Source organism: Kitasatospora setae KM-6054, from assembly GCF_000269985.1.
Taxonomy (GTDB): domain Bacteria; phylum Actinomycetota; class Actinomycetes; order Streptomycetales; family Streptomycetaceae; genus Kitasatospora; species Kitasatospora setae.
Genome location: NC_016109.1, coordinates 4,434,717 through 4,449,915, shown reverse-complemented (window position 1 = coordinate 4,449,915; position 15,199 = coordinate 4,434,717). Strand labels below are relative to the sequence as shown.

General features: G+C 76.2%; 16 protein-coding genes. 9 read left to right on the top strand and 7 right to left on the bottom strand.

Annotated features, from left to right (window positions below):
• The first annotated feature begins 171 nt into the window (after nucleotides 1-171).
• The 7 genes from KSE_RS19695 (at nucleotide 172) to KSE_RS19665 (ending at nucleotide 7,663) form a co-directional block, all read left to right on the top strand.
• The gene (locus KSE_RS19695; RefSeq protein ID WP_014137089.1) at nucleotides 172-372 is read left to right on the top strand and encodes a hypothetical protein; all 201 of its coding nucleotides are present in this window, start codon (nucleotides 172-174) and stop codon (nucleotides 370-372) included.
• A 199-nt stretch (nucleotides 373-571) separates the two neighbouring features.
• Complete coding sequence (locus KSE_RS19690) at nucleotides 572-2,053, top strand: SPFH domain-containing protein (protein ID WP_033257700.1); 1,482 nt, start codon at nucleotides 572-574, stop codon at nucleotides 2,051-2,053.
• A gap of 128 nt (nucleotides 2,054-2,181) precedes the next feature.
• Nucleotides 2,182-3,189: a 3-oxoacyl-ACP synthase III family protein gene (locus tag KSE_RS19685; protein WP_014137087.1), complete on the top strand. Its 1,008-nt coding sequence runs from the start codon at nucleotides 2,182-2,184 to the stop codon at nucleotides 3,187-3,189.
• The gene (locus tag KSE_RS19680; protein WP_014137086.1) at nucleotides 3,186-4,031 is read left to right on the top strand and encodes a glycosyltransferase family A protein; all 846 of its coding nucleotides are present in this window, start codon (nucleotides 3,186-3,188) and stop codon (nucleotides 4,029-4,031) included. Before KSE_RS19685 ends, KSE_RS19680 begins: the two co-directional genes overlap by 4 nt.
• A gap of 39 nt (nucleotides 4,032-4,070) precedes the next feature.
• Nucleotides 4,071-5,546, top strand: a complete 1,476-nt coding sequence (locus KSE_RS19675) for an AMP-binding protein (protein WP_014137085.1) — start codon at nucleotides 4,071-4,073, stop codon at nucleotides 5,544-5,546.
• A gap of 99 nt (nucleotides 5,547-5,645) precedes the next feature.
• The gene (locus KSE_RS45875) at nucleotides 5,646-6,698 is read left to right on the top strand and encodes a cytochrome P450 family protein (RefSeq protein ID WP_014137084.1); all 1,053 of its coding nucleotides are present in this window, start codon (nucleotides 5,646-5,648) and stop codon (nucleotides 6,696-6,698) included.
• Between the two features lie 53 nt (nucleotides 6,699-6,751).
• Nucleotides 6,752-7,663, top strand: a complete 912-nt coding sequence (locus tag KSE_RS19665; RefSeq protein WP_014137083.1) for an NAD-dependent epimerase/dehydratase family protein — start codon at nucleotides 6,752-6,754, stop codon at nucleotides 7,661-7,663.
• Here the strand turns inward: KSE_RS19665 and KSE_RS19660 are convergent.
• From KSE_RS19660 to KSE_RS19650, 3 genes are all read right to left on the bottom strand, one after another.
• Nucleotides 7,641-7,841 carry a hypothetical protein gene (locus tag KSE_RS19660; RefSeq protein WP_014137082.1) on the bottom strand — a complete coding sequence of 67 codons (201 nt, stop codon included), beginning with the start codon at nucleotides 7,839-7,841 and terminating at the stop codon, nucleotides 7,641-7,643. The genes KSE_RS19665 and KSE_RS19660 overlap by 23 nt on opposite strands.
• Nucleotides 7,842-8,030: 189 nt before the next feature.
• A complete protein-coding gene (tenA, locus tag KSE_RS19655) occupies nucleotides 8,031-8,687 on the bottom strand; it encodes a thiaminase II (protein WP_014137081.1) in 657 nt (218 codons plus the stop codon).
• Between the two features lie 87 nt (nucleotides 8,688-8,774).
• Nucleotides 8,775-9,092, bottom strand: coding sequence for a cupin domain-containing protein (locus tag KSE_RS19650; protein WP_014137080.1), 318 nt, complete (start codon nucleotides 9,090-9,092; stop codon nucleotides 8,775-8,777).
• Between the two features lie 118 nt (nucleotides 9,093-9,210).
• Here KSE_RS19650 and KSE_RS19645 point away from each other — a divergent pair, with 118 nt between their 5' ends.
• On the top strand, nucleotides 9,211-9,585 hold the full coding sequence (locus KSE_RS19645) for a phage holin family protein (protein WP_014137079.1): 375 nt from the start codon (nucleotides 9,211-9,213) through the stop codon (nucleotides 9,583-9,585).
• 76 nt (nucleotides 9,586-9,661) lie between these two features.
• Here KSE_RS19645 and KSE_RS19640 read toward each other — a convergent pair whose 3' ends face one another.
• Both KSE_RS19640 and KSE_RS19635 read right to left on the bottom strand, forming a co-directional pair.
• Nucleotides 9,662-10,090, bottom strand: a complete 429-nt coding sequence (locus KSE_RS19640; RefSeq protein ID WP_014137078.1) for an SsgA family sporulation/cell division regulator — start codon at nucleotides 10,088-10,090, stop codon at nucleotides 9,662-9,664.
• 259 nt (nucleotides 10,091-10,349) lie between these two features.
• Entirely contained in the window at nucleotides 10,350-11,186 is an 837-nt protein-coding gene (locus KSE_RS19635) for an IclR family transcriptional regulator (RefSeq protein ID WP_014137077.1), read from the bottom strand.
• A 363-nt stretch (nucleotides 11,187-11,549) separates the two neighbouring features.
• Between KSE_RS19635 and KSE_RS19630 the strand changes: the two genes are divergently transcribed.
• Entirely contained in the window at nucleotides 11,550-12,077 is a 528-nt protein-coding gene (locus KSE_RS19630) for an NUDIX domain-containing protein (RefSeq protein ID WP_014137076.1), read from the top strand.
• Between the two features lie 23 nt (nucleotides 12,078-12,100).
• Here the strand turns inward: KSE_RS19630 and KSE_RS45870 are convergent, their stop codons facing one another.
• Both KSE_RS45870 and KSE_RS19620 read right to left on the bottom strand, forming a co-directional pair.
• Nucleotides 12,101-13,726: an FAD-binding oxidoreductase gene (locus tag KSE_RS45870; protein ID WP_014137075.1), complete on the bottom strand. Its 1,626-nt coding sequence runs from the start codon at nucleotides 13,724-13,726 to the stop codon at nucleotides 12,101-12,103.
• Between the two features lie 170 nt (nucleotides 13,727-13,896).
• On the bottom strand, nucleotides 13,897-15,195 hold the full coding sequence (locus tag KSE_RS19620) for a dihydrolipoamide acetyltransferase family protein (RefSeq protein WP_033257704.1): 1,299 nt from the start codon (nucleotides 15,193-15,195) through the stop codon (nucleotides 13,897-13,899).
• Between the last annotated feature and the right edge of the window lie 4 nt (nucleotides 15,196-15,199).

Genomic DNA, 15,199 nt, shown 5'->3' with positions numbered 1-15,199 from the left:
TGCCGCGTGCCGTCAGCGCCCTCTCAGCCCGGTGCTCCGAGCTCCCGTTCCGCGCAGGGGCGTTCGCCGCCTGCGTTCGCCGTTCACCGTAGGGCACCCGGCACGGCTGGTCCAGCACGCCCGGGGTCCGGACGCTGTTCAGGCCACCGTCGGGCGGGGGAGAATCCGAGGATGATCGGACTGGTGGGACGGGTGTCGGGGCGGATCGGCGCGGGCCTGGTCGGCGAGGTGATGGTGCACGTTCCCGAACGCCTGGGCACCGAGGCGTTCCTGGCCTACCGGGCGGTGCCGGGCGAACCGCTGGAGCCCGGGACGATGGTGGTCGTGGTCGAGTACCAGCCACCGCGGACGGTCTACGTCGAGCCCTTCTGAAACCGCTCTCTTCCTGCGCTTCCGACGGCCTCCGCAAACCTGCGGCGGCCGTTTCCGGACAGTGAGAGTTCCCACCCGCCCGCCCCCTTCCTCCCCGGGCGGCGGCGGGCGGAGAATGCCGCTGCCACCGGCTTCCGCGCCCACTACTGCACCACCCAGCGCAGCCACGGACCGGTGTGCCATGAAGGGGGAGATCGCGATGCTGATCGGCATCGTCGGAGCGGTCGTGGCAGGTCTGGTCCTGCTGGTGCTGCTCTTCAAAATGATGTGGCGGGTCGCCGAACCGAACGAGGCGCTCGTCATCTCCGGTTCCAGGCACGGCGAGGGACTCGGCTTCCGCGTGGTCACCGGACGGGGCACCCTGGTGATCCCCGGCGTCCAGGCGGTCCGGCGGCTCTCGCTGGACCTCAACGAGGCCGCGCTGGACGTCGAGTGCGTGACCTCGCAGGGCATCCCGGTGCACGTCAAGGGCGTCGTCATCTTCAAGGTCGGCGACGACCCGGCGTCGATCGCGAACGCCGCGCGCCGCTTCCTGGACCAGCAGAAGATGATGGGCCAGCGGGTGCACAACGTGTTCGCCGGCCACCTGCGCTCGATCGTCGGCGGGCTGACCGTCGAGGACATGATCCGCGACCGCGAGCGGCTCACCGGCGAGACCCGCTCCGCCTCGGGCATCGAGATGGAGAAGCTCGGCCTGATCATCGACTCGCTGCAGATCCAGGAGATCCTGGACCCGACCGGCTACATCACCAACCTGGCCGCGCCGCACGCCGCCGCCGTCCAGCGGGACGCCCGGATCGCGGCCGCCGAGGCCGACCGCCGGGCCACCGAGGCCGAGCAGGAGGCGTTCGCCCGCAAGGCCGAGGCGACGCGCAACTCGGGGATCCAGCAGGCCGGTTACCAGGCCGAGATGGACACCGCGGCGGCCCGCGCGCTGCAGGCCGGGCCGCTCGCCCAGGCCGCCGCCCGGCAGGAGGTCGTCGTCCAGGAGACCAAGGTCGCCGAGCTGGAGGCGCACCGCAAGGAGCAGCAGCTGCAGGCCGACGTCCGCAAGCCGGCCGACGCCCGCGCGTACGAGACCCGCACCAAGGCCGAGGCCGACCGCGACGCCCGGATCTCCGCCGCCGAGGCGCTGTCCCGGGAGACCGAGCTGAAGACCGCCGCCGAGGCCAACCGGGTCAAGGTCGCCGCGGCCGCCGAGGCCGAGGCCACCCGGGCCCGCGGCCTGGCCGCCGCCGAGGCCACCCGGGCCACCGGCGAGGCGCAGGCCGCCGCCGAGGCCGCGAAGGGCCTGGCCGAGGCCGAGGCGGCCCGCGCCAAGGGCCTCGCCGAGGCGGAGGCCACCCGGGCCCAGGGCCTGGCCGAGGCGGAGGGCATCAAGGCCCGGGCCGCGGCCCTGGCCGAGAACCAGGAGGCCGTGGTCGCCCAGCAGTTGGCCGAGAACTGGCCCGCCATCGTCCGGGCCGGCGCGGACGCCTTCGGCAACGTCGAGCACATGGTGCTGCTGAACGGTGCCGAGGGCATGTCCGAGCTGTTCGCCAAGGCGCTCACCATGGGCGGCACCGGCCTCGGTCTGGCCCGCCAGCTGCTCGGCTCGATGAACGCCGCACCCGCCACCGCTCCCACCAGCGAGGCCCCGGCCGCCCAGGCCATTCCGGTGCAGGTGGACAGCGACAACTGACGCTCCGGCCGGGGGCGTTCGGCCCGGACGGCGGCACCACCGCCGTCCGGGCCGTCTCCGCATTCCCCGGCCGCGGCTGAGTACCCGTACTCACGCCCCGCCGGCCGCCCCGGCGCGAGCATCGGGGCATGGACCCGCTGCCCCGCGTCGGAATCACCGCCGTCGGCTCCCACCTCCCGCGACAGGCCGTCAGTTCACGGCAGTTGCAGGACGAGGTGGCCGCCGGCGCCCGCCTCCCGCTGCCCGACGGCATGTTCGAGAAGGCCACCGGCATCCGCACCCGCCGCTTCGCCGGGCCGGACGAACACCCCTCCACGCTCGCCCTCGGCGCGGCCCGCCGCGCCCTCGCCCGGCGCGGCCTGGAGCCCGCCGACCTCGACCTGCTGCTGTTCGCCTCCGCCTCCCGGGACGTCTGCGAACCCGCCACCGCCCACCTCGTCCAGGCCGAACTCGGCTCCCGCGCCCACGCGTTGGACGTCTCCAACGCCTGCAACAGCTTCCTCAACGGGATCGACACCGCCCGCGCGATGATCCTGGCCGGCCGGGCCCGGCGCGCCCTGGTGGTCACCGGCGAGACGCCCAGCCGGGCGATGCGCCGCGACCCGTCCGGGCTGGCCGAGTTCCGGGCGGGCTTCGCCGGCTACACCTTCGGCGACGGCGCCGCCGCCGTCCTGGTCGAACGGGTCGAGCGCGGCGGCATCCTGGACGTCGAGACCCAGACCGCCTCCGAGCACTGGGAGGTCGGCGGCATCCCCGGCGGCGGCTCGCGCCACCCGCGCGGCGACGAGTGGAGCTACTTCCGGGGCGGCGGCAAGGAGTTGCGCGGCGTCTTCGAGGAGATCGGCGCCGACATCCTGACCCGGGTCGCCGCCCGCACCGGCCTCGGCTGGGACGCCTACGCCCGCGTGCTGGTCCACCAGGTCACCCTGCCGTACCTGGAGCGCTTCGTGGAGCTGACCGGCGTCCCCGCGGAGAAGCTGGTCGTCACCGTCCCCGAGCTCGGCAACCTCGCCTCCGCCACCATCGGCGTCCAACTCGATCTCGTGATGGACGAGTTGGAGCCCGGCGAACGCGTCCTGATGGTCGGCCTGGGCGGCGGCGTCAGCCTGATGACGATGGTCTGGGAGAAGTCGTGACCGCGCCCCGGAGGGCCGAGCCCCCGACGACCGAGCCGCCGACGGCCGAGCCGCGCGGCACCGAACCACGCGGCACCGAACCACGCGGCACCGAGCCGACGACGACCGAGCTGTGGGTCGTCGTCCCCGCCTACCAGGAGGCCGACCGGATCGGCGGCACCCTGCGCGCCCTCGCCGCCCAGCGCGACCGCGACTTCACCCTGCTGGTCGTCGACAACGGCTCCACCGACTCCACCGCCGAGCAGGTCCTCGCCTTCGCCCGCACCGCGCCGTTCCCGGTCCACCTGATCACCGAGCCCGAGAAGGGCGTCGGCTGCGCCGTCGACACCGCCTTCCGGCACGCCATCGGCCGCGGCGCGACCCTGCTCGCCCGCACCGACGCCGACTGCCTGCCCGAACCCGGCTGGGCGGGCGCCGCCCGGGCCGCGCTGCGCGCCTCCGGCGGGCTGGTCTGCGGGCGGGTCACCGCCCGCCGCGACGAGCACGGCCCGGCCGGACGCGCCGTCTTCCGCGTCCTGGTCGCCCTCGGCGCGCTCTTCGGCCGGATCCGCCCCGCCCACCGCCGCCGGCACGGCTACCTCACCCCGTACCGGATGCACGCCGGCAACAACATGGCGATCACCGCCGCCCTCTACCTCGCCACCGGGGGCATGCCCCGCCGCCCCTCCCCCACCGACCGCGCCTTCATCAACCTGGTCCGCCGCCGCACCACCGCGATCGTCCACCGGCCCGACATGGTGGTCCAGAACTCCACCCGCCGGATCCGCGCCTACGGCCTGCGCGGCACCGCCCGCTGGTACCTCGAACGCGGCGCGGGCCGGCGCGACGCCGACGTCCGGTAGTCCGGTAGTCCGGCCCCCACCCACCGAAAGGACCCCGCCGTGCTCGACCAGCTCGCCCGCACCCTGCGCGAAGGCGCCTCGCGCCCCGCGCTGCTCGCCGCCACCCGCACCGGCAGCCCGCGGGTGCTGGCCCGCTGCGGCGACCTCGCCGACCTCGCCGAGCGGTACGCCGCCGCGCTGCACCACGGCCACGGGCTGCGGGCGGGGGACACCCTGGGGCTGGCGGTCCGGCCCGGGCCGGGGGCCCTCGCGCTGCTGCTGGCCGCGGACCGGCTGGGCCTGCGGTGCGCGGTGTTCGACCCGGGCGCGGGGCCCGAGGTGCTGCGGGCCCGGCTGGCGCTGGCGCCGCCCGCGCTGGTGGTGGCGGACGCGGCCGCGCAGGCCGTCGCGGGGTGGGCCCGGCCGCTGGCCCGGCGGCTGCGGCTGGAGCTGCCGCCGCTGGCGGCGTTCGGCCCGGTGGCGACGGTCGGCCCGCGCCGGCCGTGGTGCGCCCGGCCGCTCGCCGAGCCGACCGGGCCGGCCCCGGCCCGGTACGAGGGCGACGGGGACGCGGTGGTCGTGTTCACCTCCGGGACGACGTCGGCGCCGCGCGCGGTGGTGCACTCGCGGGCCTCGCTGGCGGCCGGGATGCGGGCGGTCGACGCGCTGGTGCGCCCCCGCCCGGGGCGGACGGTGCTGGGCGGGACGACGTTCGTGCTGGTCCCGGCGCTGGCCGCGGGCGCGGTCGTCGCGCTGCCGGCCGTCCGCACCGCCGTGCTGCAACGGCAGGTCGACCGGCTCGCCCCGGACGAGACCTACCTGACGCCGCCCCGGCTGCGGCCGCTGACCCGGCTGACCGGCCGGGTCTGGACCGGCTCCGCGCCCGCCGACGCCGGCCTGCTGCGCCGGGCGAAGCGGGCCGGCGCCCGGGAGGCGTGGGGGGTGTACGCGCTGACCGAGCTGTTCCCGGCCGCGGCCGTCGAGGAGCGCGACAAGAGCGCCCACGACGGCCCGGGCGACCTGCTCGGCCACCCGCTGCCGGGCGTCCGCACCCGGCTCGCGGACGACGGCGAACTGCTGCTCGCCGCCCCGGCGGCCCGCGACCGCTACCTCGGCGAGGACCCCGACCCGTGGGTCCGCACCGGTGACCGGGCCCGGCTCGACCCGGACGGGCGGATCGTGCTGGCCGGGCGGCTCAAGGACATGGTGCTGCGCCGCGCCGAGAACATCTACCCCGGGCTGTACGAGCCGTCCCTGCACCTGCCGGAGGTCGAACTCGCCGTCCTGGTGGGCGTGCCCGACCCGGACGGCGACGAGCGGCTGGTCGCCCTGGTGCAGCCCCGGCCCGGCGCGGACCCCCGCCGGCTGCGCGCCGCCCTGCACGCCCCGCTGGCCCGGATGGGCACCGCCCGCCCGGACGCCGTGCTGCTCGGCCCCGTCCCGCTGACCGGCCGCTCCCGCAAGCCCGACCGGCCGGCGGCCGCCCGCTACTGCGCCGCGCACCTCGCCCGCGCGAAGCCCCGCCGGGCCCGCTGACCGCGCCGGACCGCCGCCGTCCCGAGCCGCCGTCCCGAACCACCGAACCGAACCACCGAACCGAACCGCCGAGCCGAACCAGCCACCCCGGAGCCCCCGTTGACCGCAGCCCGGCGCGCCGACCGCGCCGTCTACCTGTTCAGCCACCCACTGCTGTTCGCCCTGCTCGGCGCGACCAGGCACCGCCCGGTGCTCCGGCTCGGCCGGACCGTGCTGGTGCACCACCCGGACGCCTACCGCGAGGTGCTGACCCGCGTCCCGCTGGACCGGACCGCCGAGCGCACCACCGGCGGCACCGCCGCCGCGCTCACCGGCGGCGGGCTGCTCTTCGACCAGCAGGGCGACGAACACCGCTCCGCCCGGGGGGAGTTGGCGCGGCTGCTGGGCCCGGCGGGGGTGGCCGCGCTGCGGCCCGAGTGGCAGCGGATCCTCGATCGGTACCTCGGCGGCCTGGAGGCACCGGTCGACCTCGTCCCGGCCGTCCGCGAGCTGGCCGGCGCGACCGCCGCCGCGCTCACCGGCAGCGCCGCCGACCCGGTCCGGCTCGCGCTGGCCGCCGAACGGGCCGCCGCCGCCACCGCCCGCGCCCACCTGCCCGCGCTGCTGCCCCGCCCGGGCGGCGAGCGCCGCGCCCGGGCGGCCGCGCTGCGGCTGAGCCGGCTGCTGCCCGACCCGCGCGACGCGATGCTCGCCACCGCCGCCGTCAACACCACCCTCGCCGCGCTGCCCCGCGCCGCCGCCTGGTGCGCCCGCGAGCGGCTCTGGGACCGGGCCCGCGCGGACGCGCCCGGGCTGGCCGCCGAACTGCTCCGCCGCACCGCCGCCTCCCCCGTCCTGCCGCGCGCCGCGGCCGCCGACGCGACCGTGCTGGGCCACCGGATCCGCCGCGGCGACCGGCTGCTGCTGGTCGCCCGGCACGCCGCCGAGGCCCAGCACGACGCCCCCGCCCACCCGTACGCCACCCGCGCGCCGTTCGGCCTCGGCCCGCACAGCTGCCCGGGCGCCGCGCTGGCCCGCGCCCAACTCGCCCTGCTGCTCACCACCCTGGCCCCGCACCGCCCCCGGGCCGTGCGCACCGTCCCGCACCCGACCAGCGCCCTGCCGTCCTACCGGTCCTGCCTGCTGCGCTCCACGGCGGGGCCGAGCTACTGACCGGGCCCGTCCCGAAAGCCCGTCCCCAGAGCCCGACCCGAAAGGTCCCGCCCGTGCCCCCGCTGACCATCGCGCTGACCGGCGCCACCGGCTTCTGCGGCTCGCACCTCGCCGCGCTGGCGACCGCCCGGGGCCACCGGGTGCTGGCGCTCGGCCGCCGTCCGGCCCGGCACGGCACGCACCTGCCGTGGGACGCCGCGTCCGGGGCGGTCCCGCCGGAGCTGCGGGCGGCGGACCTGGTGGTGCACTGCGCGGCGGCGGTCGGCGACCACCCGCCGGGGTCGCCCGCCGAGCGCGAGCAGTACGCGGTGAACGTGCGGGCGACCGAGCGGCTGCTGGCGGCGGCGGCCGGCCGCCCGTTCGTGTTCGTGAGCAGCGCCAGCGTCTACGACCCGCGCCCGGACCGCTCGCTGGTCGGCGAGGAGCACCCGACCGCGGGCGGCCACCTGAACGCGTACGGCCGGACGAAGTCGCTCGCGGACGCGCTCGCGCTGGCGGCCGGCGCCGTGGTGCTGCGCCCGCGCGCGGTGTACGGGCCGGGGGACCCGCACCTGGTGCCGCGGCTGCTGGCGGCCGTCCGGTACGGGGTGCTGCCGCTGCCGGGCGGGGACGTGCCGCTCAGCCTGACGGCGGTGGAGAACCTCGCCGAGGCGTGCCTGCTGGCGGCCGGCTGGCCGCCGGGGGCGTACAACGTCGCCGACCGCGCCCCGTACGCCCGGGACGCCGCGCTGCGCGCCGTGCTGGCCGCGCACCGCCGCCGGGCCCGGCTGCTGCACGTGCCGCCGCGGCTGGCGGCGCTGGCGGCCGGCCGCCGGCCCGGGGTGACGGCGTACGCGCTGGACCAGCTCGCGCACCCGGTGGTGCTGGACACGCGGAAGTCCCGGTCCCGGGGCTTCACCCCGGGCCGGGACCTCGGCGACTACCTGGCGGCGGGCGCCGGCGTCAGCTCTTCGCGGCCTTCTTGAGCAGGATCACCACGACCGCCGCGATGCCGACCAGCACCAGCACGTTGATCGCGAAGCCGACGATGCCGGCCACCACGCCCACGATGGTCCAGAAGACCTTCCAGGCGACGATCAGCAGCAGGATCGGGACCACGATGTTGCGCACCCACGAGGGCAGCGACTTCCAGAACCCGGCCATGTCCGTACCTTCTCCCCTCGGGGTCGGTGCCGGTGTTTCCGGCTGCGTTCCCGCTCCCTCGATCTCGACACTTCGATCGTAGGCGGGCCGGGGAGCCGAAATCGAGGGGGGACGGCCCGGAGAGAACCCGGAGATCCTCCCCTGAGACCGGGGCCGGTCCGACCTGGGGGAGACCCCCGGGGTGGAGCCTCAGACCGGCCACCGCTCGCCGCGCCAGGCGGCGTCCCAGAACATCCACTCGTAGCGCGAGGTGGTGGTGAAGTGCTCGACCACCCGCCGCCGTTCGGCCGCCGAGAGCTCGTCGCCGACCCGGTCGGTGAGCTCCAGGACGCGGCGCACCACGCTCTGGAAGCCCTCGTCGCCGTACGCGGCGATCCACTTGGCGTACAGCGGGTCGGGGGAGGAGCGGCGGGCCAGCTCCTCGCCGACCCGGGCGTAGATCCAGTAGCAGGGCAGGACGGCGCCGAGCGCCTCCGCGAACGAGCCGCCGTACGCGGTGGCCAGCAGGTAGGAGGTGTAGGCGCGGGTGGTGGGCAGCACGGTGTCGTCGCCGTCGGCGGGCCCGCCGAGCGCGGCCGTGAACTCGCCGTGCATGTCCTGCTCGGCGGCGATCGCGCCGACCGCGTCGTTGGCGAAGGCCAGCACGTCGTCCTCGCCGGGGGCCTTGGCGGCGCAGACGGCCAGCGCGCGGGCGTAGTCGCGCAGGTAGTGCGAGTCCTGGACGACGAAGTGCCGGAACGCGGCGCGCGGCAGGGTGCCGTCGGCGAGGCCGAGCAGGAAGGGGTGGTCCAGGATCCGGCGGTAGGTCGGCTCGGCGGCCGCCCACAGTTCGTCGGTGAGCTTCACGGGTCGGTCCTCCTGCGCGGGCGCGGGCCCGGTGGTCGCGGGCCCGGTGGTCGCGGGCCCAGTCGTCGCGGGCCTGGTGGTCACGGGTCAGTCCTCCGGCGGGGAGAAGACCACGAGCACCCGCAGTTCCTCGGTGATGTGGTGGAAGCGGTGCTCCGTCCCGGCGGGGACGAACACCACGCTGCCGCGCCCGACCGTGGCGGTCTCCCGGCCGACGGTCAGCTCGGCCCGGCCGCTGACCACCAGGTAGATCTCGTCCTGGGCGTGCGGGGTCTGCGGGTCGGTGTCGCCGGGGGAGAGCGCGTACAGGCCGGCGGACATCGTCGGCTGCTTCAGGAAGCGCAGGTACGCGCCGCCGCTCTCGGCGCGCTCGGCGTCGAGTCGGTCCAACCGGAACAGCTTCATCGGGCCCGGCTCCTCTCCCTGGTCGGGGCCCATTCAACCGCACGGCCGCCGGGCCGCCGCGAGAACACCCACCCGGGGAGCTTCCGCCCGGGCGGCCGGGCCTGCCACCATCCGCAGCATGAAGAATTTCGTGATCAAAACGCTCATCAACGCGGCGGCGATCTGGGTCGCCGCCTGGATCGTCACCGGGATCACGCTCACCGGCGACGACTGGCAGCACAAGACGCTCACCGTGCTCGGCGTCGCGCTGGTCTTCGGCGTGATCAACTTCCTGATCAAGCCGCTGGTGAAGCTGTTCTCGCTGCCGCTGTTCTTCCTCACCCTGGGGTTGATCACCTTCGTGATCAACGCCCTGATGCTCTGGCTGACCTCGTGGGCCTCGGACAAGCTCAGCCTGGACTTCCACGTGGACGGCTTCTGGTCGGCGCTGCTCGGCGCGCTGATCATCAGCCTGGTGTCCTGGGGCCTCAACCTGGCGCTGAAGGACGACTGACCGGCCGACGGACGGCGGTGTCGCGCCGTCTGACAGCCGGTCAGCCGCGCGGGCGGGCCCCGGAACGCACCCGGGGTCAGCCCGCGTTCTCGTGCCCGGTGGTGGAGAGGATCGAGGCGAGCTCCTCGTCCAGCTCCCCGCCGGACAGCTCCTGGCCCATCGGGACCAGCCGGTCGGTGCGGGCCAGGAAGGCCAGCAGCGGCGGGGCCGCGGCCCGCATCAGCGCGTCGCCCTCGGGGGAGCGCAGCACCAGGCAGACCTCGGCCAGGTCGTCGCCGACCGGGTGGATGTGCACGTCGCCCTCGCCGGTGGGGCGGCTGAGTCCGTCGACGAGCAACTCGCGGGCGAAGACCCAGGTGACGGGCTCGTCACCGGGCAGGTGGAAGGTGAAGCGGACGGCGAACGGGTCGTCGCCGTCGTAGTCCAGGTCGACCACGATGCGGAAGGACAGCTCGCTCGACACCACGAGGTGCATCGCCATCTGGGCTTGGACCGTGCTGTGCATGCGCCAGTACCTCTCGTTCTGCCCGCCCGGTGCGCCGCGGTGCGCGCGGTGGGTGCGGCATATCGGTTCGATCTTGTTCGCTGTGCTGGAACGGCACCCCGCTGGGGCTGGTCCGTCAGGTCGTGCGGGTACCTGCGGACGGGTGGCTGCGTCTGTGCGTCTTTGTCCCCTGTTTCCCCGTTCGAACCCCATCGTCCCTGTTTGGCGGCGATGCCGACAAGGTTCGCTTTTTCAAATGGTGAACGAACGCCTCACGGAATCACCTCACCAGCCCACCCCCGTCCCCACGGACGAACGCCGGGAACATCGCCCCGACCAGCGACCGCAGCCGGGCCGCGGCGGGGCCGAGCCGCTCGGCCTGTTCCAGCGGCAGCGAGATCGCCATGGTGGCGACCACCGAGCCGACCGTGATCGGGACGGCCGCGCAGACCGTGCCGAGCGCGTACTCCTGACGCTCCAGCACCGGCATGGTCGGCCGGACCCGCTCCAGCCGGCGCAGCACCGAGCGGACGTCGCCGGAGGTGGACGGGGTCAGCGCGGCGGGCCGGTGCCGGGAGAGGTGGTCGAGCCGCTCCTCGGTGCCCAGTTGGGAGAGCAGGCAGAGGCCGATGGCGTGCGCGTGCGCGGTGGCCCGGAAGTCGGCCCACTCCTCGACCTGGGGCTGCGCGGCGCCGGAGACCGCGTCGACCAGCAGCACCTCGCCGTCCTCGTAGACCGCGTAGTAGACGGCGGCGCCGAGCTCGTCGCGCAGCTCCTCCATCCGGCCGCGCAGGTCGACGTGCTCGGCCTGCCGGGTGTCGGCGCGGCTGATCCCGTCGACCGAGGCGCCGTAGTAGAACCGGCCGCCCTCGCGGCGCAGGTAGCCCTCGTGGGTGAGGGTCCGCAGCAGGTGGTAGGTGGTGCCGAGGGGGAGCCCGGCGCAGCGGGCGAGCTGCTTGGCGGTGGCGCCGTGGACGTGCGAGCCGACCGCCTCCAGCAGGCGCAGGGCGCGCTGCACCGAGGTGATCAGGGTGGGCGCCCGCGGCGCGCGTATGTCGCCTTCGGCGGCCGTGGCCGCCCCCGGGCCCGCGGGTTGCCCGATCCGGTGCATGCTCATCCCCATCCCCCGGGTATCGAATGGCACTCGGAGGAGACTGCTCCGAATCCGCCCGGCAGGCGGACATTTGAGCACAGGGCGGGCATCCCCGCAATGACAATGACGTACACATGGGGCAATTCACCTTCAATGCGAAGGTTTTCAGCCAAACCACCCCGAAGATTACGAGGCGTCAGCTCGTCCCGTGGCGCGAATCGAAGATCCATAGCCGATGTGTCCATCGCCACGGCCTGACACCCCCGGGCATGCCGCTCCCCCCGTACGGCGCAACAGGTTCCGCCCTTTCGCCCCCTTGTGCGAGTTTCGCGCCCGCCGCCGCGCGGGAGACTCCCGCACAACGCTCGCGCCCCGGAGGTGGCCGCCATGTCGGGCCCGGTCCGTCCAGTCGTCAAACGCACCGCCCGCGCGATCCTGCTGGAGGTCGACCCGGACGACCCGCACGCGCCCGCCTCGCTGGTGCTGATCCGCCGGGTCCGCCCCGGTTCCCCGCACCCGTACTGGATCACCCCCGGCGGCGGCGTCGAACCCACCGACCGGACGGTCGTCGCGGCCCTGCACCGGGAGGTGGACGAGGAGTTGGGCGGCAAGGTGACCGACGTGGTGCCCGCCTTCGTCGACACCGTCGCGCAGTCCCACCACGACGACGGCACCCCCGCCCACCCGCACGGCGTCAAGGTGCAGCACTTCTTCGTCTGCCGGCTCGCCGCGCTCGACGAGACCCGCCGGCACGGGCCCGAAGTCGACCGGCCCAACGGCGAGTACGCGATCGTCCGGGTCCCGTTCACCCGCGAGGGCGTCACCTCGGTCAACGTCGTCCCTCCCAGCCTCCGCGCCTACCTCGCCGCCAACATCGAGGGCGTCCGCGCCCTGCTCGCGCCGGACTTGGGCTGACCCGCCGTCAACCCCCTTCAGCCCTACCGGTCCACCGGGTCGTGCCGGACGCTCCCGTCCGGCACCCCGCAGCGCCGCAGCGCCGCCGCCCCCGAACGCACCATCGCCGCCGGGCCGCTCAGGTACGCCGCGAAGCCGTGCCACGGCGCGTACCGGGCCACCACCTCCGGCAGGTCGCCGACCAGCACCCCGGCGGGCGCCCCGGCCGGCTCCGAGACCACCGGACGGACGGTCAGCCAGGCGTTCCGGGCGGCCAGTTCGCGCAGCTCCTCCAACCGGTACAGCCCGTCCGCCCGCCGCGCCCCGTAGAACACCTCCACCCGGCGCCCGGCCGCGCCCCGCTCGGCGACCTCCTCGACCAGCGCCGCGACCGGCCCGATCCCGGTGCCGCCACCCAGGCAGAGCAGGTCCCCGCCCGCCGCGTGGTCCACCGTCATCGCGCCCTCCGCCGCGCCGAGCCGCAGCACGTCGCCCGGCCGGGCCCGGTGCACCAGCGCGTTGCTCACCCAGCCCGCCTGCACCGCCTTCACGTGCAGCGTCAGCAGCCCGTCCGGCCGCGGCGCCGAGCCGAACGAGTACGGCCGCCACACCCGCGGCCACCACGGCGTCTCCACCGCCGCCCACTGCCCGGCCCGGAACGGGTACGCCTGGTCGGGGCGGAGCGTCAGCACCGCGACGTCCCGGGTGGCCTGGCGGTGCTCCACCACCTCGGCCTGCCACCACGGCGGGGCCGTCCGGGCCTCCTCCTCCGCGCCCTCCACCATCAGCCGGGAGGCCAGCGCCAGCAGCCGCCGGCAGGCCGCCTCGGTGCGCCCGTCCCAGCCGCTGCCGCCGTACCGGGCCAGCGCCGCCACCAGGCAGTCCGCCACCGAGGCGTAGTGCCGGGTCAGCGCCCCGTACTTGCGGTGCCGACGCCCCAACGGGCCCAGGTAGTCGCGCAGCGCCTCCGGGTCGCCCGCCCGGACCGCGCACAGCCGCAGCGCCTGGAACAGCCGGGTCCGCTGCTCGTCCATCGCGGCCGGGAACATCGCCCGCAGCTCCGGGTGGCGCAGGAACATCAGCGCGTGGAAGTGCGCCATCGCCCGGTCCGCCTCCGGCGCCACCGCGGCCAGGCTCGCCCGCACCAGCACCAGGTCCTCGGCGCTCGGCGGCAGCGGCTCCACCGGGTCGGCCGGCTCCAGCACGGGCGGCGGCTCGACGGCCGACTGCACGACGCCCCACGCCCGGCTCCACCGGTCGTCCGGGCCCACCCAGTTCAGCGCCGGCGCCCGCCGGAACAGCGGCTCGAACCCGGCCGGGGCGGACGACGCGGCCTGGGCGACGGGCACCGGCGCGGGCGCGGCCGGCCGGAAGGCGGGCAGCGGCGGCACCGACACCGCCGAGGGCACCGCCGGCGCCCAGGTCGGCTTCGCCGGAACGGCCGGCACCGGGGTCAGCCCGAGCGGCCCCGGCGGCGGTACCGAGGGGACGGCCGGGGACGGCTCCGGCCGCTCCACGGCGGTCGGGGGTTCGTCGGCCGGCTCGGCCGGACCGGCCGGGGCGGGGGCGGGCGCGAGCTCGGCACCGGGCGCCACGGGGCCGGGCGTGGTGCCCCGGCCGGCCCCGGCCTTCGACGACCTGCTCTGCAGGACGAGTTGACGAGTGCTCAAGGGTTCGTTCCGCCTCCGGTCGACCTGTCTGCTGACGCCCCAGCACCCTGGCACCGCCCGCACAGTTCATCCGAAGAATCCGGCGAACCCCGGACACCCGGCCGGTCCACCCGCTACTCTTCCCGGCCGCACGCCCGGCCGGGCCCCGGGCGCGCCCCCGAAGCCCGGTCTCAGAGCGCCCGCAGCAGCAGCCCCGGCCGCTCCACGCAGTCCGCGACGAACCGCAGGAACCCGCCCGCCGTGCCGCCGTCGCAGACCCGGTGGTCGAAGGTGAAGGACAGCTGGACGACCTGGCGGACCGCCAACTCGCCCTCGTGCACCCACGGTTTGGCGGTGATCCGGCCGACCCCGAGCATCGCCGCCTCCGGGTGGTTCAGGAGCGGCGTCGACCCGTCCACCCCGAAGACGCCGTAGTTGTTCAGGGTGAACGTCCCGCCGGTCAGCTCGGCCGGGCCGAGGCTGCCCGCCCGGGCCCCCTCGGTCAGCCGGGCCAGTTCGGCGGAGAGCCGCTCGGTGCCCAGCCGCCCGGCGTCCCGGAGCACCGGCACCAGCAGGCCGCGCGGGCCCTGCGCGGCGAAGCCCAGGTGCACGGCGGGGTGGCGGCGCAGCGCCTCGCCCTCGACGCTCGCGTTCAGCTCGGGGAAGCGCTCCAGGCCGGCCAGGCAGATCCGGGCCAGCAGGGCCAGCACGCTCACCTTCGGGCCCGGCACCCGGTTCAACTCGGCGCGCAGCTCCGTCAGTCCGGTCGCGTCGGCGTCCACCCAGCAGGTCGCGGCGGGGATCTCCCGGTGGCTGCGGGTCAGCTTCTCGGCGACCGCCCGGCGCAGCCCGCGCAGCGGCACCAGCTCGCCGTCCGGGCCCGCGGCCGCCCCGGCCGCCCCGGCCGCCGGGCCGGTTCCACGTGGAACAGCGGTCTTCTCCGGGACGGCGGTCGCCAGGATCGCCCGCTCCACGTCCCGCCGGGTGACCAGCCCGTCCGGCCCGCTGCCGGCCACCGCGGCCAGGTCGAGGCCGTGCTCGCGGGCCAGCCGGCGCACCAGCGGCGAGATCACCGCGACCACCGCCGGAGCCGCGGCGGGGACGGGGACGGCGGCAGGGGCCGGCCCGGCGCCCCCCGGCAGCACCCGCCGCCGGCCGGGCCGCCGGGTCTCGGCGACCCCGTAGCCGACCAGCGGCCGCTCCACCGCCGGCTCGTCCGCGCCGCCCGGGGCGCCGCCGGGCGCGGGCGGGACGGCGACGGTCACCAGCGGGGCGCCGACCGGCACCTCCTGCCCGACCTCGCCGTACCGCGCGGTGACCACCCCGCCGTACGGGCAGGGCACCTCGACGACCGCCTTGGCGGTCTCCACCTCCACCACCGGCTGGTCGACGGCGATCACCTCGCCGACCTCGACCATCCAGCGCACCACCTCCGCCCCGGTGAGGCCCTCACCGAGGTCGGGCAGCCTGAACTCGCGGACCACCGGCACCGCC